At 63.6% G+C, this 18,367-nt stretch carries 18 protein-coding genes and 1 pseudogene; 11 read left to right on the top strand and 8 right to left on the bottom strand.

The window, feature by feature from the left end; all coding sequences use genetic code 11:
* Positions 1-5: 5 nt before the first annotated feature.
* Together ACFX5Q_RS12695 and ACFX5Q_RS12700 are read left to right on the top strand one after the other, a co-directional pair.
* Positions 6-977: an AraC family transcriptional regulator gene (locus tag ACFX5Q_RS12695; protein WP_404278234.1), complete on the top strand. Its 972-nt coding sequence runs from the start codon at positions 6-8 to the stop codon at positions 975-977.
* 104 nt (positions 978-1,081) lie between these two features.
* Positions 1,082-1,515, top strand: a pseudogene (locus ACFX5Q_RS12700) (DUF4437 domain-containing protein).
* A gap of 42 nt (positions 1,516-1,557) precedes the next feature.
* Here ACFX5Q_RS12700 and ACFX5Q_RS12705 read toward each other — a convergent pair.
* From ACFX5Q_RS12705 to ACFX5Q_RS12735, 7 genes are all read right to left on the bottom strand, one after another.
* A complete protein-coding gene (locus tag ACFX5Q_RS12705) occupies positions 1,558-2,661 on the bottom strand; it encodes an ABC transporter ATP-binding protein (RefSeq protein WP_404278236.1) in 1,104 nt (367 codons plus the stop codon).
* Entirely contained in the window at positions 2,661-3,764 is a 1,104-nt protein-coding gene (locus tag ACFX5Q_RS12710; protein ID WP_404278238.1) for an ABC transporter ATP-binding protein, read from the bottom strand. The genes ACFX5Q_RS12705 and ACFX5Q_RS12710 overlap by 1 nt, the downstream gene beginning before the upstream one ends.
* Positions 3,761-3,997 carry a hypothetical protein gene (locus tag ACFX5Q_RS12715; RefSeq protein ID WP_404278240.1) on the bottom strand — a complete coding sequence of 79 codons (237 nt, stop codon included), beginning with the start codon at positions 3,995-3,997 and terminating at the stop codon, positions 3,761-3,763. The genes ACFX5Q_RS12710 and ACFX5Q_RS12715 overlap by 4 nt, the downstream gene beginning before the upstream one ends.
* A complete protein-coding gene (locus ACFX5Q_RS12720) occupies positions 3,994-4,953 on the bottom strand; it encodes a carbohydrate ABC transporter permease (protein WP_404278242.1) in 960 nt (319 codons plus the stop codon). Before ACFX5Q_RS12720 ends, ACFX5Q_RS12715 begins: the two co-directional genes overlap by 4 nt.
* Position 4,954: 1 nt before the next feature.
* The gene (locus tag ACFX5Q_RS12725; RefSeq protein ID WP_006200308.1) at positions 4,955-5,860 is read right to left on the bottom strand and encodes a carbohydrate ABC transporter permease; all 906 of its coding nucleotides are present in this window, start codon (positions 5,858-5,860) and stop codon (positions 4,955-4,957) included.
* 67 nt (positions 5,861-5,927) lie between these two features.
* On the bottom strand, positions 5,928-7,244 hold the full coding sequence (locus ACFX5Q_RS12730) for an ABC transporter substrate-binding protein (RefSeq protein ID WP_404278245.1): 1,317 nt from the start codon (positions 7,242-7,244) through the stop codon (positions 5,928-5,930).
* Positions 7,245-7,604: 360 nt separating this feature from the next.
* Positions 7,605-8,300 carry a TetR/AcrR family transcriptional regulator gene (locus ACFX5Q_RS12735; protein ID WP_404278247.1) on the bottom strand — a complete coding sequence of 232 codons (696 nt, stop codon included), beginning with the start codon at positions 8,298-8,300 and terminating at the stop codon, positions 7,605-7,607.
* Between the two features lie 110 nt (positions 8,301-8,410).
* Between ACFX5Q_RS12735 and ACFX5Q_RS12740 the strand changes: the two genes are divergently transcribed.
* The 3 genes from ACFX5Q_RS12740 to ACFX5Q_RS12750 are packed head-to-tail and all read left to right on the top strand — an operon-like array spanning position 8,411 to position 10,910.
* Positions 8,411-9,607 (top strand): Tm-1-like ATP-binding domain-containing protein, encoded by a 1,197-nt coding sequence (locus ACFX5Q_RS12740; RefSeq protein WP_404278249.1) that lies wholly within the window; start codon positions 8,411-8,413, stop codon positions 9,605-9,607.
* Between the two features lie 12 nt (positions 9,608-9,619).
* Positions 9,620-10,486 (top strand): phosphoenolpyruvate hydrolase family protein, encoded by an 867-nt coding sequence (locus ACFX5Q_RS12745; protein WP_404278250.1) that lies wholly within the window; start codon positions 9,620-9,622, stop codon positions 10,484-10,486.
* A 4-nt stretch (positions 10,487-10,490) separates the two neighbouring features.
* Positions 10,491-10,910, top strand: a complete 420-nt coding sequence (locus ACFX5Q_RS12750) for a cupin domain-containing protein (RefSeq protein WP_404278252.1) — start codon at positions 10,491-10,493, stop codon at positions 10,908-10,910.
* Positions 10,911-10,944: 34 nt separating this feature from the next.
* Here ACFX5Q_RS12750 and ACFX5Q_RS12755 read toward each other — a convergent pair whose 3' ends face one another.
* Positions 10,945-12,126 (bottom strand): M24 family metallopeptidase, encoded by a 1,182-nt coding sequence (locus ACFX5Q_RS12755; RefSeq protein WP_404278254.1) that lies wholly within the window; start codon positions 12,124-12,126, stop codon positions 10,945-10,947.
* A 383-nt stretch (positions 12,127-12,509) separates the two neighbouring features.
* On the opposite strand from ACFX5Q_RS12755, the gene ACFX5Q_RS12760 reads away from it, so the two are divergent.
* The 6 genes from ACFX5Q_RS12760 (at position 12,510) to ACFX5Q_RS12785 (ending at position 18,316) form a co-directional block, all read left to right on the top strand.
* On the top strand, positions 12,510-14,120 hold the full coding sequence (locus ACFX5Q_RS12760; RefSeq protein WP_404278256.1) for an ABC transporter substrate-binding protein: 1,611 nt from the start codon (positions 12,510-12,512) through the stop codon (positions 14,118-14,120).
* A gap of 270 nt (positions 14,121-14,390) precedes the next feature.
* Complete coding sequence (locus ACFX5Q_RS12765) at positions 14,391-15,377, top strand: ABC transporter permease (protein WP_404278258.1); 987 nt, start codon at positions 14,391-14,393, stop codon at positions 15,375-15,377.
* Positions 15,374-16,204, top strand: a complete 831-nt coding sequence (locus tag ACFX5Q_RS12770; RefSeq protein ID WP_404278260.1) for an ABC transporter permease — start codon at positions 15,374-15,376, stop codon at positions 16,202-16,204. The genes ACFX5Q_RS12765 and ACFX5Q_RS12770 overlap by 4 nt, the downstream gene beginning before the upstream one ends.
* On the top strand, positions 16,201-17,028 hold the full coding sequence (locus tag ACFX5Q_RS12775; protein WP_404278262.1) for an ABC transporter ATP-binding protein: 828 nt from the start codon (positions 16,201-16,203) through the stop codon (positions 17,026-17,028). Before ACFX5Q_RS12770 ends, ACFX5Q_RS12775 begins: the two co-directional genes overlap by 4 nt.
* Positions 17,025-17,813 (top strand): ATP-binding cassette domain-containing protein, encoded by a 789-nt coding sequence (locus ACFX5Q_RS12780; protein ID WP_404278266.1) that lies wholly within the window; start codon positions 17,025-17,027, stop codon positions 17,811-17,813. Before ACFX5Q_RS12775 ends, ACFX5Q_RS12780 begins: the two co-directional genes overlap by 4 nt.
* Positions 17,810-18,316, top strand: coding sequence for an L-2-amino-thiazoline-4-carboxylic acid hydrolase (locus tag ACFX5Q_RS12785; RefSeq protein WP_404278268.1), 507 nt, complete (start codon positions 17,810-17,812; stop codon positions 18,314-18,316). The genes ACFX5Q_RS12780 and ACFX5Q_RS12785 overlap by 4 nt, the downstream gene beginning before the upstream one ends.
* The last annotated feature ends 51 nt before the right edge of the window (positions 18,317-18,367 follow it).

Below are 18,367 nucleotides of genomic sequence, written 5' to 3' on the forward strand. Positions count from 1 at the left end.
CCGGAATGAATTACAATTCGTCCAAATCGACGTTACCAAGTTCCGGCGATCCGCTGAGCGACATGCTGCGCGGCTTGCGGCTCGATGGCGTCGACTATGGCCGCTGCGTCCTCGGTGAGCCGTGGGCGGTGTCCTTTCCGGCGCAGAAGGCTGCGCGCTTCCACTTCATCGGCCAGCAGGGCTGCTGGCTGTTCTCTTCGGCGAAGGAATGGATCGAGCTGTCGGTGGGCGATGCGCTGCTGATCCCGCGCGGCGACGAGCACATTCTGGCCAGCGCGCCGGGCGTGCCTGCCGTGCCGATCGGCCGCTACAGCATCGAACCGGTTTGCGAGAACATCTACGACGTCTCCAACGAGTGTCGCGGCCCCAAGACCTTGCTGTTCTGCGGCAGCATGCATTTCAACCTCGATGGATCGCATCCGCTTCTGGACATGATGCCCGACCTGATGCGCGCGCATGAGCTGATGGCGAATGCGCCGGGCATCCAGCATCTGCTCGACGCCATGGCGGGCGAGGTGACGATGGACCGGGTTGGCTCCGGCGGCATCCTGGCGCGCCTTGCCGATGTGCTTGCCGCTACGATCATCCGCTCCTGGGTCGAGAACGGCTGCGGCGACGCCACCGGATGGATCGCCGCGGTCAGGAATCCGGATGTCGGCAAGGTGCTGGCCGCTATTCACCTGCAGCCGAACCAAGATTGGACGGTCGAGGCGCTCGCACGGATGATGGGAGCATCGCGCTCCGCCTTCGCCCAACGCTTCGCCACCGTGGTCGGCGAGACGCCGGCCAAATATGTCCTGCGGGTGCGCATGCACCAGGCGCGGCAATGGCTGGCCCGGGATGGGATGAGGGTATCCGTCGCTGCGGCGAAACTGGGCTACGATTCGGAAGCCTCCTTCAGCCGCGCCTTCAAGCGCGTCATGGGCGTGGCGCCGAGCCATCTGCGCAACACCGGCGGCAGCGGCGACGAGTCCTGAGCGTCCGCGGCCTCCCGTGCCTGGAGGAATTGCCAAGCTTTTTGGACGGAGCGTCATTGCCCAGGGACGTCCCGCAAATAATCTGACCGGTGGAGGAAATCGCTATGGCCAGACGTTCTGCATTGCTTGCCCTCGCCGCTCTATCCGTCATTCCGGGACGGGCATTTGGCCTTGAAGACAGCTACCTGCCGGCCGGCAAGATCCCCTATGTCGCCGAAGTACCCGACCAGCCGCATCGTCTTGGACCCCTATGGGGCGAGCGGGCCAAGGGCCCGGCGGGCACGTTGCTCAAGGTTCCCGGCAACTGGCGGGCACCGGTTCATGCGCACACCGCGGACTATCGCACGCGGTGGTCATAAAGGGGCTCTGGGCGCATTGGCAGATGGACGGCGGCGAAGCGACCAAGGTCGAGCTGCCTCCGGGATCCTATTGGACGCAGAAGGCCAATGAGATGCACGACGATGCGTGCCTGTCGGACACCGAGTGCGTGATCCTTTTGATCAACGACACGCCTTACGAGACCTACTTCCCGAAATAGCGCCAGCGGTTCTTTGCGAAGCCGTCGCGCAAAAGCTCGCTGCTAACTGGCGTGGCGCAGGCTCACGCCACTCCCCTTGTCGAACAGCACCACCTTGTCCGGGTTCCAGGCAAAGCGCACCGGCTGCTCGATCTCGACATCGGTCCTCGCCGGTACCGTGGCGCGCAGCATGGTGTCGCCGACCCTGAGCGTCAGGATTTTTTCGACGCCATGGTTCTCGACATCATGGACACGCGCCTCGACCGGCGCACCGCTCTCCAGATAGACGTCCTCGGGACGGATGCCGAAGACGAGCGGGCGACCGTCGGTCGCACCGCCCGTGTCTAACCCCCAAGAAGTCCTGGCTCCCCTTGAGAACGGCAGTTCGAAATTCATTGGCGCCATCACCGCGCGGTTGTCGACCAGCCTGCCGTCGATGAGGTTCATGGGCGGCGAACCGACAAAGCTCGCCACATAGGTGTCGCGCGGGTTGTTGTAGATCTCCTGCGGCGTACCGGTCTGGACGATGCGCCCATGGTTGAGCACGCCGACCTTGTCGCCCATCGACATCGCCTCGATCTGGTCGTGGGTGACGAACAGGAAGGTGGCGCCGAGTTGCATCTGCAAATTCTTCAACTCGGTGCGCAGCGCCTCGCGCAATTTGGCGTCGAGCGCCGACAGCGGCTCGTCCATCAGGAATACGCGCGGCTTGCGCACGATGGCGCGGCCGATGGAGACGCGCTGCATCTCGCCACCCGAGAGCCGGTCGGTCTTGCGGTCGAGCAAATGCTCGATGCGCAGCGTCCTGGCCGCGCGGTCGACGCGATCCTTGATCTCGGCGTCGGGCAGCCGACGGATCTTCGGCTTCAGCGGGAATTCGAGGTTCTCGCGCACCGTGTAGCGCGGATAGAGCGAATATTGCTGCAGCACCAGCGCCACGTCGCGCTCGGCGGCGCCCCAGTCGGCGACGTCGACACCGTCGATGAAGACCTGGCCCTCGCTCGGCTTTTCCAGGCCGGCGATCATCCTCAGCGTCGTCGTCTTGCCCGCACCCGTCTCGCCGAGCAGCACGAAGAACTCGCCGTCGGCGATCTCGAGATTGAGCCCTGTGAGCGCGGTGTGATTGCCGAAGCTCTTCGAGATGTTCTTGAGCTGGATATGGGCCATCAGAGTCTCACCCCGAGCGACTTGCCGCTCGCCACGTCGAAGAAATGCGCCTGCGCCGGATCGATCCTGGCAAAGACCTTTTCGCCTGGCCCGCTGACGAAGCCGCTCTTGGTGCGCGCGCGCAGCATCCTGGAGCCGACCTTGATGTCGACGATATCGAAGGATCCGAGCGGCTCGACGATTTGCGTCTCGACCGGCAGGAAGCCGTCCGCCGCCTCATGGCGCACGATCACCCCTTCAGGCCGGATGCCGAGCGCCAGCTTGCCGCCGGCATGACCGTTGAGTTTCGATAAAAGCGCGCGCGGGAACTCGAAGCCGGTGGTCGCGTCACCGACCGTGACCGAGGCGGCCGAGGCCTTCTCGGTGACCGACGCCTCGGCGACATTCATCACCGGGCTGCCGACGAACTGCGCCACGAACAGATTGGCCGGATGCGAATAGACGTCGTCCGGCGATCCGACTTGCTGCAGCACGCCCTCATGCATGATGACGATGCGGTCGGCGAGACTCATCGCCTCGATCTGGTCGTGCGTGACATAGATGCTGGTCGAGCCCTGCTTGATGTGCAGCCGCTTGATCTCGGCCCGCATCTCTTCACGCAGCTTGGCGTCGAGCGCGCCGATCGGCTCGTCCATCAGCATCGCCTTGGGACGCCGCACCAGCGCCCGGCCAATGGCGACACGCTGCATGTCACCGCCCGACAGCGCCGACGGCTTCTTCGCCAGCAAGTCCGTGATCTGCAGCGTCTTGGCGACCGAGCGCACTTCCTGGTCGATCTCGGCCTTGCTCTTGCGCGTCGCGCGCAGTGGAAAGGCGATGTTCTCGTAGACGCTCATATGCGGATAGAGCGAGAACGACTGGAACACCATGGCGATGTCGCGGTCGGCAGCCTTGAGATGCTGCACCGGCTTGCCGTCGATCAGGATATCGCCGCCGTCGATCGTCTCCAGCCCGGCAATGGCGCGCAGCGTCGTCGTCTTGCCGCAGCCGGACTGGCCGAGCAACACGATGAACTCGTTGTCGTCGATCTTGAGGTTGAGGTCCTTGATGACCTGGACGGCGCCGAAATATTTCTGCACGCCGCGAAGCTCGATCTGGGTCAATGCTGTGCTCCCGGATTTCGCGCCTGCGCATCTGCGCTATGACCGGTGCCGGCCTCTTCCTCCGGCGCGATCTTCGAAGTGATGTTGAAGCCGATCAGCCCGAGCAGGATGATGGTCACGCCATAGCTGTGCAGCAGCATGTTCCAGGGCTGGCAGAGGGCGATGATGCCGAGCACCATCAATATCTGCGAGCCGGGTTCCAGGTATTTCTGGTTGATGGCGCGAAAGCTCATTTGCGGATCGCTCCGAAGGACATGCCGCGCAACAGATGATTGCGAAGCAGGAAGGTGAAGATCGCGACCGGCAGCAGGAACAGGAAGGTTCCAGCAGCGATCACCGTCCAGTCCGGCAGGCCGGAACCGACCTGGCTGGGAATGAACGGCGGTGCTGTCTGGGCACGGCGGCTGGTCATGATCAGCGCAAAGGCATATTCGTTCCACGCCGTGATAAAGCAGAAGACGGCGGTCGCGGCGATGCCGGTTGCTGCCTCGGGTAGCACGATCTTGAAGAAGGCTTCCATGCGCGTGTAGCCGTCGACCAGCGCCGCCTCCTCATATTCCTTCGGGATCTCGTCCATGAACCCTTTCATCAGCCAGACCGAGAAGGACAGGTTGAAGGCGGTGTAGAGGATAATCAGGCCTAGATGGGAATCGTTGAGGCCGACTGCCCGGTACATCAGGAACATCGGGATGGCGACCACCACCGGCGGCAGCATGCGCGTCGACAGGATGAAGAACAGCAGGTCCGCCTCCCCCTTCACCCTGAAGCGCGAAAACCCGTAGGCGGTGAAGGTGCCCATGCCGACGGCCAGCACCGTCGAGGTGATGGCGACGATCAGCGAGTTCATGAACCGGCTCGGATAGCCCGACCACTGCACCTCGCCCTTGCCGTCGCGAACGATTTTTTCGCCGCCATTGAAGACGACGCGTTCCCACCACGGAGCCGCCGCATACTCTTCCGGCGTCGGCGGATTGCGCAGTTGCGAACGCTTGGCGAACAGCTTGACGAAGGGCGAGATTTCCGGCTGGAACACCACCGTCGGCGGGATGGTCGTCGCGAGATTGCGCGGCTTGAACGCCGTCGAGGCGATCCAGTAGATCGGCGCCAGGAAGATGATCGTCACCACCAGCACCGCGACGATTGCCGCACGGTTGAAGCCGATTTCGGAAGAAGTGCGGACGGCGGCCATCTCAGCGCTCCTTCACCTTGTTGAGGTACTTCACATAGATGTTGGTGATCGCCAGCACCATGATCAGCACGATGTAGGCCATCGCGCAGGAGCGCCCGGTCTGCCATTCCTGGAACGCCATCTTGTAGAGCCGGATCGAGATCAGTTCGGCCGTCGGCTGGCTGGTCAGGATGTAGGCAAGGTCGAAGGTCTTGAACGCTTCCATGGTGCGGAAGATGACCGCGATCATCAGGATCGGCGCGACCAGCGGCAGCGTGATGCGGAAGAAGGTGTAGAACGGCCCGGCACGATCGATGGCGGCGGCTTCGTAGAGATGCTTCGGCACCGCCGAGAGACCGGCCAGCGACAAGAGCATGACGAAGGGCGACCACATCCAGATGTCGGTCAGCGCCACCGCATAAAGCGCCATGTTCGGATCCGACAGCCATTCGAAGGTGCCGAGGCCGAGCGCGTAGTTGATGATGCCGAAGGAGGGGTCGTAGAGTAGCTTCCAGAACAGGCCGACCACCGCCATCGACAGCATCATCGGCAGCAGGAGCAGCGTCGTCAGCAATCCCTTCAGCGGAATGTCGCGGTTGAGTAGCATGGCGACGCCGAAACCGACGAGCAACTGCCCGGCGACCGAGATGATGACGTATTTCGCGGTGATGGCGAAGTTCGACCAGACATAGGGATCGTTGAGCAGGTCGCGATAATTTTGCAGCCCGATGAAATTCGCCGGCGCATTGGTCGAGGCGCGGAAATCGGTGAAGGAATAGCCCAGCGAATAGATCAGCGGGAAGATGTTGAAGACGATCAAGAACAGGATCGTCGGGATGATGAAGAGATTGCGGATCGAAATGTCGCTGAGGCCGCGGGCAGCGGCCCGCGAGGACCTGTCCAGCGTCGTGATCATCGTGGTCGCCAAAACCCTGCTCCAGATTCTTAAAAACAAACGGAGGAGGCGCGAAGGCCTCCTCCGTCAGGCATGACTTTTATTGGCCGCGGCCGTATTTCTTGAAGGTCGCGTTCCAGTCGGCGGCCAGCGCGTCCAGCGTTTCCTTGGCGGTTCCAGGCCCACCGATCACGTAGGGATAGATGCGCTGGTTGAGCTGCTGCAGCAGTTCTGCGTATTCAGGCACCGCCCAGAAGTCCTTCACCTTGAACATGGTCTCGTAGAAGGCCTTGTTGTAAGGTGTGGCGTTCTGGAATTCCTCCGACTTGAGCACGGCTGCGCTGCAGGTGTAGCCGCCAAGCGCTGCCCACTTCTTCTGGGTCTCGTCCTTGATGAACCATTCGAGGAACTTCACCGCCTCTTCCTGCTTCTGCGAGTAGGAAACGATGGAGATGCCCTGACCGCCAAGGGCGGCGAACTGGTCGCCGTCAGGTCCGGCAGGATTGGCGAAGAAGCCGGTGTTCTTGGCGTTCGGGTTCGACGCCTCGTTGATCAGCGAGGGAAAGAACGCGAAGTAGTTCATGCTCATCGCCGCCAGGTTTTCAGTGATCGCCTGGTTGTCCTCGACGAAGAACGACTTGGCCCAGCCCGGAGGCGTGAACGTGTAGAGTTCCTTGTAGGCGTCGAGCGCCGCGATCGCCTTGTCGGAGTTGATGAAGCCATCGACCTTGTAGGTCTTATAGTCACCCAGCTCGCCGCCAAAGGAGAACAGCGCGTTTTCGAAGCCCATTGCCATCGCGTCATACGAATTGTCAGTGTAGATGGCGATGCCGTAACGTTTCTGATCCGGCCGGTGGAAGAATTCGGCGATGTCTCGCAGCGCCTTGAAATCCTTCGGCACGTCGAGATCGTAGCCATATTTGGCCTTGAAGGCTTCCTTTTCCTTGGGGTCTTCGAACCAGTCCTTGCGATAGGACCAGCCGACGGCGTCGCCTTCGAGCGGAATGGCCCAGTACTTGCTGCTGCCGCCCGGATATTCGGCATAGTACTTCACCGTGGCCGGCGCCATCACCTCGCCCAGCTTGTGCTTGTTGAAGAAGTCGGTCAGGTCGACATAGTGGCCACCGGTCGAACCGGCACCGAGCCATTGCGAGTCGCCGACGACCATATCATAGGCGTCACCATGGGCGTTGAACTCGGTGAAGGCCTTGGTCTGGAAGTCGGGCCAGGGCGTGGTTTCCACCGTGATCTTGACGCCCGTTTCCTTCTCGTACTCGTTGCCGAGTTCCTGCAGATAGTTGGCCGGATCCCATTCCGCCCAGAAGATGGTGAGTTCCTTGTCCTGCGCGTAGACGGACGTTCCGCAGGCGAGCACTAAGCCGATACCAGCAAGCAGGCTGGTCATTGTCTTGCGCATAATGATTTCCTCCCTTGTGCGCATTCTACCGCGTCATGCGAGCCGGCAGCGAGGCCGGCCCTGGTAGTTCCTCCCGTGATGGCACATTCCGGTTTTGGGCCTCCTCGCCCGGCCGGAAAATGGATCGCAGCCCTCACATTCGATCCGCTTTATCGGTCCTGATCTGGTATTACCAATTGCGAATGCACGTCAAGCCCTTTCTTCTGCGATCAGGAGCGGCTCGACAAGCCATTTGTAGCGGTATCTGCCTGTTTTACTTTAATTTTCCTACTCCTTGATACATAAGGGTCTTGTTTTGGTTGTGTCAGCACAATTACTATGTGTACCTGGCTTCCCTATCTGGTCGAACCAGATTCGCGTTTATTTGGCGACCGCCGGTCGCGCGGCCCCGTCTCCGTCGCCCATTGATTCCGTCACCGCCGCCCGCACCAGCGCACCGGCCGCCCACTGCGCCACCGACATCATCTTGCGGCTGTCCAAGCCCCAAATGTCCTTCAGCACGATCAGCACCTCGACGCCGAAGATCAGCGACAGCGCCTGCGCCAGACGCTTGAATTCGCGCGGCGGCAGTTGGCCCTTGAGCGGAGCGATCGCGTCCTTCAAGAGCTCGACGCGATGGCCGCGGGTGAATTGCGGCTCGCCGCCCAGCGTGCCCGCCTGCCGTTGCGCCCACTGTTCGAGCGACAGTTTTAGCGCCGCCTTGAATGTCGCCTCGAAGGCCTCGATGCGCGGCATCGCTGCACCGAACAATTCGGCGACCCGGCGCTCCGGATCGGCGGAAGTCGACTGCCAGGTGAGGATCGGACCGAGCCCTTCGTCGACCACCGCCTGCACCAGGGCCGCCTGGCTCGGAAAATAGCGATAGGCGGTCGCGCGGGACACTTCGGCTGCTTCCGCCACCTCGCTGACCGAGGGCGTGGCGCCGGCCTGCATCAGCCGCGTCGCCGTCTCCAGCATCAGCCGTCTGGTGCGGGCACGCGCTCCGCGTTCGGCCGCCTGGCTTACCCCTCGCTCGGCGTCATCGTTCATTGCGGCTTGTTGACGTGAGACATTCATGTCAATACGATACGCGCGTCTCAAAAAAATGCAATGGCCTTGGCGCTGCCGAGCGGCCTGCAGAGAGTGGCAGGCGACGACGCCGGGCACGCCAGGACCGGGGAAACGCGATGAAGCGCATCTATGTGGTGGGCACCGCCGACACCAAGGGCGAAGAACTTGCCTTCCTGGCCGACACGATCGCCGCCACCGGAGCGGCCGTCACCCGCGTCGATGTCGGAACCCGCGCCGCCACCGTGCCCGTCGATGTTCCCGCCGAGGAGGTCGCCGGCCATCATCCCGAGGGCCGCAATGCCGTGCTGGGCATCGACGACCGCGGCAGGTCGATGGCGGCGATGGCCGCGGCCTTCGCCCTATTCGCGCAGTCGCGCACCGACATATCAGGCATGATCGGCATTGGCGGTGGCGGCGGCACCTCGATCATCACCTCTGGCATGCGCACCCTGCCGCTCGGCCTGCCCAAGATCATGGTCTCGACGCTCGCGTCCGGTGACACCGCGCCCTATGTCGACGTCTCCGACATCGTCATGATGCCGTCCGTCACCGACATGGCCGGTCTCAACCGGCTGTCACGGGTCGTGCTGCACAATGCCGCCCAGGCCATTGCCGGCATGGCAGCGAGGTCCGCGCCGTCGGCCGACGGCAAGCCATCGCTGGGCCTGACCATGTTTGGCGTCACCACGCCTTGCGTGACAGCCATCGCCGATCAGTTGCGCGCCACCTACGACTGCATGGTCTTCCACGCCACCGGCACCGGCGGCCGTACCATGGAGAAGCTCGCCGACTCTGACCTGCTCGCCGGCGTCATCGACATCACCACCACCGAGGTTTGCGACCTGCTGTTCGGCGGCGTGCTGCCGGCGACCGAAGACCGCTTCGGTGCCATTGCCCGCACGAAGCTGCCCTATGTCGGCTCGGCCGGCGCGCTCGATATGGTCAACTTCTGGGCGCCGCCGACCATTCCCGAAAAATATCGCGGGCGGCTGCTCTACGAGCACAATTCCAATGTGACACTGATGCGCACCACAGCGGACGAATGCCGCCAGATCGGCGAATGGATCGGCGACAGATTGAGCCGCTGCCAGGGTCCTGTGCATTTCCTGATCCCCGAAAAGGGCGTTTCGGCGCTCGACATCGAAGGCGGCGCCTTCTTCAACCCGGAAGCCGACGCCGCGCTGTTCGAAGCTATCGAGCGTACGATCAAGCCGACTCAGACACGGTGCGTGACGCGCCTGCCGCTGCACATCAACGATCCGGAATTCGCCAAGGCCGCCACGGCCGCCTTCCTCGACATCGCCAGCAAGTGAGACCTGACAAGCATGGCCGCCATTCCGCGCAAGAAAATCCTGGAAAAATTCCGTAAGATGATCGCCGACGGCGTGCCGATCGTCGGCGGCGGCGCCGGCACCGGCCTTTCGGCCAAGGCCGAGGAGGCCGGCGGCATCGACCTCATCATCATCTACAATTCCGGCCGCTACCGCATGGCAGGGCGCGGCTCGGCCGCCGGCCTGCTCGCCTATGGCAACGCCAACGAGATCGTCAAGGAGATGGCCTACGAGGTGCTGCCGGTGGTCAAGAAGACGCCGGTGCTGGCCGGCGTCAACGGCACCGATCCCTTCGTCATCATGCCGCTGTTCCTGGCCGAGCTGAAGACGATGGGCTTTTCGGGCGTGCAGAACTTTCCCACCATCGGCCTGTTCGACGGCCAGATGCGGCAAAGCTTCGAGGAGACCGGCATGGGCTTCGGCCTTGAGGTCGACATGATCGCCGAGGCGCACAAGCTCGACCTTCTGACGACCCCTTATGTCTTCAACCCGGACGAGGCGCGCTCCATGACAAAAGCCGGCGCCGACATCGTCGTCGCCCATATGGGCGTCACCACCGGCGGCTCGATCGGCGCCACCTCGGCCAAATCACTTGACGACTGTGTGAAAGAGATCGACGCCATCGCAGCCGCAGCTCGTTCGGTGCGCAAGGATGTCATCCTGCTTTGCCATGGCGGGCCGATCTCGATGCCGGACGATGCCCGTTATATTCTCGAGAGGTGCGAAGGGCTGCACGGTTTTTACGGTGCCAGCTCGATGGAGCGTTTGCCGGCGGAAGCGGCGATCGCCCGGCAGACCGCGGATTTCAAGGCCGTCGCGATCGGCGACCAGAAAGCGACCGCGAAGAAAAGGAAGGGATGAGACGATGGCCGACAAGAGCAAGGTGTTTGTCTACCCGAAGGACGTCAGCGCCTTCGGCTTCGACTGGGGGCGGCTGGCATTGACGGTTGCGCCGGAAGTGAACGGCGCGGAGCGTTTTTCGGGCGGCGTCGTCGACCTGCCGTCCGGCAAGGGCCACACCCGCCACAACCATCCCGGGGCCGAGGAAATCATCTTCGTCATCTCCGGCCATGGCGAGCAGATGGTCGAGGACGAGCAAGGCAATCCGGTGGTCGCCAAGGTCGGCCCCGGCTGCACCATCTACGTCCCGGAGAGCCGCTTCCATTCGACGCTCAACACCGGCGACGGACCGATGCAGCTCTTCGTCGTCTATTCGCCGGCTGGGCCTGAACTGGCGCTGCGCGACTTGCCGGATTTCAGGCTGCTGCCGGCGGGCAAAGGGTGATTGGCTTTGTGGGGCAGCGCCGGTCGTCCGTGATTCAAGCGCCACCCCTGTTCCAACCCCTACCTCGGTCGCCAAACATGACATAGCCGCTGTCAGTCACGGCAACCGTATCCTCCAGCTTGATGAACCCGCGTGTCGGATGAAGCATGGTAGTCTCGACCGACAGCACCATGTTCTTCTCCAGCGGCTTTGCGGCATAGGTGCCTTCATAGGTGACTGGATGATTGGTCATCAGGAACGGCGCCTCATGCGTGATCAGCCCCATGCCGTGCGCGAAGAAATCGGTATAGGGCGCGACCTTGGATTTCTTCAGCACCCCCTCGGCATGAGAAATCATGTCGCCGCCGAGCGTGCCGGCTCTGACCTTGGAGAACGCCGCCTGCTGCACCGTCTCGACCTCGGCCAGCAGATCCTCCAGCTCGGCGTCCGGCTCGCCCAGAATGCCCATGCGGCAGAGGTCGCCAATATAGCCGTGATAATTGCCGCCGGAATCGATCGACAGCACCTCGCCCCTCTTCCACGCCTGCGGTGAGGCAGCCCGGTTGTGGCTGGAGCCCAGCGTCAGCAGGCAATATTCGAAATGCGCACCGCGATTGGTCTCCTCGCGCCGCAGCTGTTCGATGATCTCGGTCTTGGTCGTGCCCTCGCGCGCCCAGCCAATCGTTGCCAGCATGGAATCCGTGATCAGCTCGGAGGCGATGCGCAGCTTCTCCAGCTCCGCCTCCGTCTTGATGGCGCGCATGCGCTCCAGCATGTCGGTCGCGTCGACCAGCTTTGCATCCGGCAATGTTTTACGGATCAGCGTATAGGCATCCGACGGCAGGAAAGCCGGCTCGATGCCGATGCGCGCTCCTCCCTGGCCGATCTTGTGCACATGCTCGACAGCCAGATTGGCGGCATCGAGCGTGCCCCAGCAGGCGGCATGCAGCGTCGGCGTCCAGAACGGGTTGTTCTGGTGCTCGGCGCCTTCCATGCGGTTGCCGATATAGGCGGCATGGTCCGGCCCGCCCTTCTCATAGACGACGACAGGCAGATAGCGGCTGTGGCCGATCGCATCCATGGCGGCGAAGAAGATGAACTTGTAGCCGCCGAGCAGATATTGCGTGTTGTGCTTGGAGGTGGCGAGCAGCACGTCGATGCCGGCCTCTTCCATCAACCCATCGAGCCTCGCCTGGTCGAACGGAATGGTGCCGATCTTGCCCGGGGCGATGTTCATTGTTCTCTCCCTGAATGTGCCGGCCGGTCGGACCGGCTTGCCGGCTGCGCAGGTCGCTGATCGTCTGGCTGTCGGTCAAATCTGCACTATTATCGCCGCACTGGTCCAGCCAGAAATCGGGCTCCTTGCAGAAATGGTCATAGATTGCCATTCCAAAACGCCGTATGGCCAGTTCTGGTCTTACCAGATTGGCGAAACGGGACCGCCATCGGATAAGTGGTCCAGCGGACGGAAATTTCAAAGCCACGCCAGATTGCGCCAATTCCCTCTCTGGCGAAACCCTCGGCAAGGGCCATAATCACCGCCGCAAAGATGCTCGCGGGCCCGTTGGCGTCGAAGGGATTGTCGCATCCGGACGGGTGCGGAGAGGACGGAGGTCGATCATGTCAGGTTTCACCATTTCCAGGCGCACTGTGCTTGCCGGTTCGGCGGCGCTGCTCGCCTCCACCGCCATGCCGGTGATCGGCTGGGCGCAGACGCCGAAGAAGGGTGGACGGCTGGTCGTCGCCGCCGATTCCGAGCCGCGCAACCTCAACCCGGCCATCGTTGCCTCCAATGGCGTCTTCTTCATTTCCAGCAAGGTTGTGGAGACGCTGGCCGAGGCCTCCTTCGACGGCAAGGATGGGCTGCAGCCGCGTCTGGCACTCAGCTGGGAAGGCGCTGCCGACGGCCTGTCGGTGACTTTCAAGCTGCGCGACGGTGTCAAATGGCATGACGGCAAGCCCTTCACCTCCGCCGACGTCGCCTTCTCGGCGCTGCAGATCTGGAAGCCACTGCAGAATCTCGGCCGCACCGTGTTCAAGGACCTTGCCGCCGTCGACACACCGGACGGATTGACCGCCGTGTTCAAATTCGCCAAGCCGACACCGTTCCAGCTGATCCGCAACGCCCTGCCGGCGCTGAGCAGCGTGGTGCCGAAGCACGTCTACGAGACCGGCAAGATCGAGGAGAACCCGGCCAACAACGCGCCGGTCGGCACCGGCCCGTTCAAGTTCGCTGAGTACAAGGCCGGCCAGTACTACCGGCTGGCGAAGAACACCGATTATTGGGGCAAGGACGAGCCTTATCTCGACGAGATCGTCTACCAGGTGCTGCCGGATCGCACCTCGGCGGCCGCCGCACTCGAGGCCGAAGGAATCCAGCTCGCCGCTTTCTCGGCCGTGCCGCTGGCCGACCTCGACCGCATCTCCAAGGTGCCGGGCCTGAAGGTCATCACCAAGGGCTATGAAGGGCTCACATACCAGCTCGTCGTCGAAATCAACCACCGCCGCAAGGAGCTCGCCGACCTCAAGGTGCGCCAGGCGATCGCGCATGCCATCGACAAGGATTTCGTCGTCAAGACGGTGTTCCTCGGTTATGCGGCCACCGCCACCGGTCCGGTGCCGAAGAACGATCCGCAATTCTACACCGCCGACGTGCCGACCTATGCCTTCGACGTTGCCAAGGCCAACGCTCTGCTCGACGAAGCCGGTTACAAGAAAGGCTCCGACGGCAAGCGCTTTTCGCTGAAACTTTTGCCGGCGCCCTATTTCAACGAGACCAAGCAGTTCGGCGACTATCTGCGCCAGGCGCTCGCCGCCATCGGCATCGATGCCGAGCTGGTCAACAACGACTCGCCCGCGCACATCAAGGCCGTCTACACCGACCATGCCTTCGACCTCGCCGTCGGCCCGCCGGTATTCCGCGGCGACCCGGCGATCTCGACCACCATCCTGGTGCAGAGCGGCATTCCGGACGGCGTACCGTTCTCCAACCAGGGCGGCTACAAGAACGAGGAACTGGACGCCCTCATCGCCAAGGCCTCCGAGACGCTCGATACAGCCGCGCGTACCGAACTCTACAAGGAGTTCCAGAAGAAGGTCGCTGCCGACCTGCCGCTGATCAACGTCGCCGAATGGAGTTTCATCAGCGTCGCGCGCGATACGGTTGGGAATATGGCCAACAACCCGCGCTGGGCGGTATCGAACTGGGCGGACACGTATTTGGAATCGTGACAGTATTTCGCGGATGAGAGTTCGCGACGACATCGTCGTAGACGTAGAGTTCTACGAGGCCCCCCTCTGTCCTACCGGACATCTCCCCCTCAAGGGGGGAGATTGGCTGGCCGCAACGTCGGCATATTTTCCTGCGACATTGAAGATTGGCGAAATCGCCGATGACTTCCAATCTCCCCCCTTGAGGGGGAGATGTCCGGCAGGACAGAGGGGGGTGCTCAAGCGCGACTTTCACCTTGGTTGGCTCAGCACCAAACATTCGAGGCCGCCATGACCCGCGCCCTCACCCTCCTGCGCCGCCGTCTCGTCGGCAGCATCTTCGTACTGCTGATCGTCGTCATCGGCACCTTCCTGTTGCTCGAAGCGGCGCCCGGCGATGCGGTCGACGCCTATATCGTCTCGACCGGCGGCGATGCCGGCATGATCGAACTGCTGCGCCACCGCTGGGGCCTTGACCAGTCTGAACTGACGCGGCTCGCCAATTATCTCTGGGCGCTGCTCCATCTCGACCTCGGCCACTCCGTCACCTTCTCCAGGCCGATCCGCGAAATCATCCTCGAGCGCCTGCCGACAACGCTTATCCTGATGGGCAGCGCCATCGCGCTCTCCTTTGGCCTCGGATCGGCGCTTGGCATCTATGCCGGCGCCAGACCCGGCAGCTTTCGCGATCGTTTCCTGTCGATCGGCTCGCTGGCGCTCTATGCCGTGCCCGGCTTCTGGCTCGGCCTAGTGCTGATCGTGATCTTCGCCGTCGACCTGCGCTGGCTGCCGATCGGCGGCATCGAGAGCCTGGCGTCGGACAAGACCGGCCTTGCCCGCACCGCCGACATCGCCACCCATCTCGTCCTGCCGGTGTCCGCCCTTGGCTTCATCTATCTCGCGCTTTACCTGCGCATGATGCGGGCCGGCATGGCCGAGGCATGGCGGCAGGATTTTGTCCTTGCCGCCCGCTCCAGGGGCCTGTCGCGCCGCCGCATCGTGCTCGCTCACGTCGCTCGCAACGCGCTGCTGCCTCTGGTCACCATGCTCGGCCTGCAATCGGCACAGATGCTCGGCGGCAGCGTCGTCATCGAAAGCGTCTTTGCCGTGCCCGGCCTCGGCCGACTGGCGCAGGAAGCCGTCGCTGGGCGCGACACGCCGCTGCTGCTCGGGATTATTCTCACCAGCGCAGTTCTCGTCATCGTCATCAACCTTCTCGTCGACGTCGCCTACGCCTTCCTCGATCCACGCGTCGGCGCCAGTGAGGCTGGCGCGTGAGCGTGGTCCGGCGTTTCCTGCGCACGCCCGAGGCGATCGCCGGCGCGATCATCCTGGCGGCGCTGTTTGCCATGGCGCTCTCGGCTTCGCTGTTTTTTCCCGGTGACCCGCAAGCCATTGCCGGGCCGGCGCTGCTGCCGCCTTTCCAGGACTGGTCGCTGCCGCTCGGCACCGACCGGCTCGGCCGCGACGTGCTGGCCGAACTGTTCCACGGCTCGCGTACCTCGCTGGCGGTCGGATTGGCTGCGGCCACTGCGGCGCTTGTCATAGGTGCGATCGTCGGCACGCTGGCCGGCTTCGCCGGCGGCCTCGTCGACGAAGTGCTGATGCGCATCACCGACGCTTTCCAGACCGTGCCGGGCTTCCTGCTGGCGCTGGCTTTCGTCAGCGTCGTCGGGCCGTCGCTCGGCGTGGTTGTCGCGGCCATCGCGCTCGGCGCCTGGACCGGACCGGCGCGGGTGGCGCGCGCCGAGGTGCTGTCCATTCGCGAGCGCGACTATGTCGCCGGCGCCCGCGTCATCGGCATGCATCCCCTTGAGATCGCCTTTCGCGAGGTGCTGCCCAATGCTCTGCCGCCGGTGCTGGCGCTGTCGTCGGTGATCGTCGCCGCCGCCATCCTGACAGAGGCCGCGCTCTCGTTCCTCGGCCTCGGCGACCCCAACCGCGTCACCTGGGGCGGCATGATCGCCGAAGGCCGCACAGTGCTGCGCACCGCGCCCTTCCTTTCGATCATTCCGGGCATGGCGCTGGTGCTGACCGTGCTCGGCGTCTATCTCGCCGGTGAAGGTGTCGTCGAGACGACAGCGGTGAGACGGAGCCTGTCATGACGGCGCTGCTCTCGATCCGCGATCTGACGGTGAGCTATCGCGGCAATGGCCGCGAGGCGCTGAAGAACATCAATCTCGATATCGCCGCCGGCGAGCGTCTGGCCATCATCGGAGAGAGCGGTTCGGGCAAGAGCACACTGGCGCTGGCGATTGCGGGGCTGTTGCCGGCATCCGCCAGGATTGGTGGCCGTATCGACTGGCAGATGTCGGAATTTCGATCGCCTCACCAACCTTCCCGTCTTCGCAACAACACACCCCTCGGCGGCCGCGACATCGGCTTCGTCTTCCAGGATCCATCGGCCAGCCTCGATCCCGTCATGACAATCGGCAAGCAGATCGCCGAAGTCGCCCGAACCCATCTCGGCCTCGGCTGGCCGCAGGCCTATGCCAAGGCCAGAACCCTGCTCGACCGCGTCCGCCTGCCAGACCCCGACACCGCCCTCCGCGCCTTTCCGCACCAGCTCTCCGGCGGCCAGAAGCAGCGTGTGGCGATCGCCGCCGCCATCGCCGCCGGACCTAAATTGCTGATCGCCGACGAGGCGACCAGCGCGCTGGACACCATCGTGCAGGCCGAGATCGTGTCCCTCATCCGGAAATTGGTGGCTGAGGACGGCATGACGCTGCTGTTCATCAGTCACGATATCGCGCTGGCCGCCGAACTTGCCGACCGCATCGCAGTGTTCCGCCACGGCGAATTGGTCGAGATTGGTGCGACAGAGCAAATCATCGATGCCCCGCGCCACCCCTACACACGCGCGCTGCTCGACGCCCATCTCGGCCTCGACGCCGAACCGCTGCTGCCGCAAGCCGGAGTGCCGCGATGAGCAGTCCGCTGTTGACCGTCTCCGACCTCACCAAACGCTATCGGCGTGGCGGCAGGACCATCGCCGCCGTCGATGCCGTCTCCTTCGCGATCGATCCCGGCGAGACGCTGGCGCTCGCCGGACCGTCCGGCAGCGGCAAGTCGACGATCGCGCGGCTGGTGTTGCGGCTGATCGAACCCGACGCCGGCAACATCCGGTTCGAAGGTGATGACTTCCTCACCCTGAACGGTGCCGCGCTGCGTGCCCGGCGCGCGCGCCTGCAGATGGTGTTCCAGGATCCGCTCGCCGCCTTCAACCCGCGCGCCACCGTGGCGCGCCTGCTGGACGATCCCTTGCGCATCCATGGCATCGCATCGCGCGCCGAGCGCCCGCGCCGGATCGCCGCTTTGCTGGAGCGCGTCGGCCTCGACGCCGAACTCGCGCCGCGCGCCATCCACGAAATCTCCGGCGGCCAGCGCCAGCGCGTTGCCATCGCCCGCGCCATCGCCACAAACCCATCGCTGATCGTGCTCGACGAAGCGGTGTCGGCGCTCGACGTTTCGATTCGCGGAGACATTCTCAAATTGCTGCTCGACCTGCAGCGTGTGGAACGGATCGCCTATCTGTTCATTTCGCACGATCTCGGCGTCGTCAGAGCCATCGCCCATCGCGTCGTCATCCTCGACGCCGGGCGGATCGCCGAAAGCGGCGATGCCCGCGCTGTCATCGGCGCGCCGCAATCCGCAATCGGCAAGGCGCTGGTGACGGCGACGCCGAAATTGAGAGCAAGTCAGGAAGCGCCATGACCGACCCCGCAGCGAGAGCCGAAAACCTGTCACGTGAACTCGATTTCGCCTTTCGCAATCGGGCCGATCTCTATCGCCTGTTCCTCGACGAACTGACGGCTGAACTGGGAGCAGAGCGCGCCGAGGCGGTCATGATCCGCACCATCGAGCAGCGCGGCAGGGAGGTTGCCGCGGCAGCCTTTGCCGATTTCGGCCCTAACGACGCGCCAGCGATCGGCGAGGCGTTTCTGGCCGTCAGCCCCGATGGCGGCCGCATGTATCCGACTGATGTCGAACGCAGTGAACATCGCATTGCCTTCAAGGTGAAGCGCTGCCCGCTGAAGGACGCCTGGGTCGAGGCCGGCGTCGGCGAGGAAAAACTCGCCACGCTCTGCCGCATCGCCGGCGCCTTCGACCGCGGCCTGTTCGAGGCGACCGGCGTGCGCTTCGACAACGTCACCTGGACGCCCGGCCACGGCTCCGGCTGCTGCCACATCGCCCTGACGAACCGGGATGCTGCCTAGCGCGATATCATCTGTGGCCAGCGCAGCGTCTGTCGCGCTGGCCCTGCACGA

Source organism: Mesorhizobium sp. IMUNJ 23033 (assembly GCF_044778005.1).
Lineage (GTDB): Bacteria > Pseudomonadota > Alphaproteobacteria > Rhizobiales > Rhizobiaceae > Mesorhizobium > Mesorhizobium amorphae_A.

Coding starts and splice junctions, on each gene's coding strand:
- ACFX5Q_RS12695 (WP_404278234.1), top strand. CDS start 6: ATGAATTACAATTCGTCCAAATCGACGTTACCAAGTTCCGGCGATCCG.
- ACFX5Q_RS12705 (WP_404278236.1), bottom strand. CDS start 2,661: ATGGCCCATATCCAGCTCAAGAACATCTCGAAGAGCTTCGGCAATCAC.
- ACFX5Q_RS12715 (WP_404278240.1), bottom strand. CDS start 3,997: ATGAGCTTTCGCGCCATCAACCAGAAATACCTGGAACCCGGCTCGCAG.
- ACFX5Q_RS12720 (WP_404278242.1), bottom strand. CDS start 4,953: ATGGCCGCCGTCCGCACTTCTTCCGAAATCGGCTTCAACCGTGCGGCA.
- ACFX5Q_RS12730 (WP_404278245.1), bottom strand. CDS start 7,244: ATGCGCAAGACAATGACCAGCCTGCTTGCTGGTATCGGCTTAGTGCTC.
- ACFX5Q_RS12735 (WP_404278247.1), bottom strand. CDS start 8,300: ATGAATGTCTCACGTCAACAAGCCGCAATGAACGATGACGCCGAGCGA.
- ACFX5Q_RS12740 (WP_404278249.1), top strand. CDS start 8,411: ATGAAGCGCATCTATGTGGTGGGCACCGCCGACACCAAGGGCGAAGAA.
- ACFX5Q_RS12745 (WP_404278250.1), top strand. CDS start 9,620: ATGGCCGCCATTCCGCGCAAGAAAATCCTGGAAAAATTCCGTAAGATG.
- ACFX5Q_RS12750 (WP_404278252.1), top strand. CDS start 10,491: ATGGCCGACAAGAGCAAGGTGTTTGTCTACCCGAAGGACGTCAGCGCC.
- ACFX5Q_RS12755 (WP_404278254.1), bottom strand. CDS start 12,126: ATGAACATCGCCCCGGGCAAGATCGGCACCATTCCGTTCGACCAGGCG.
- ACFX5Q_RS12760 (WP_404278256.1), top strand. CDS start 12,510: ATGTCAGGTTTCACCATTTCCAGGCGCACTGTGCTTGCCGGTTCGGCG.
- ACFX5Q_RS12765 (WP_404278258.1), top strand. CDS start 14,391: ATGACCCGCGCCCTCACCCTCCTGCGCCGCCGTCTCGTCGGCAGCATC.
- ACFX5Q_RS12775 (WP_404278262.1), top strand. CDS start 16,201: ATGACGGCGCTGCTCTCGATCCGCGATCTGACGGTGAGCTATCGCGGC.
- ACFX5Q_RS12780 (WP_404278266.1), top strand. CDS start 17,025: ATGAGCAGTCCGCTGTTGACCGTCTCCGACCTCACCAAACGCTATCGG.
- ACFX5Q_RS12785 (WP_404278268.1), top strand. CDS start 17,810: ATGACCGACCCCGCAGCGAGAGCCGAAAACCTGTCACGTGAACTCGAT.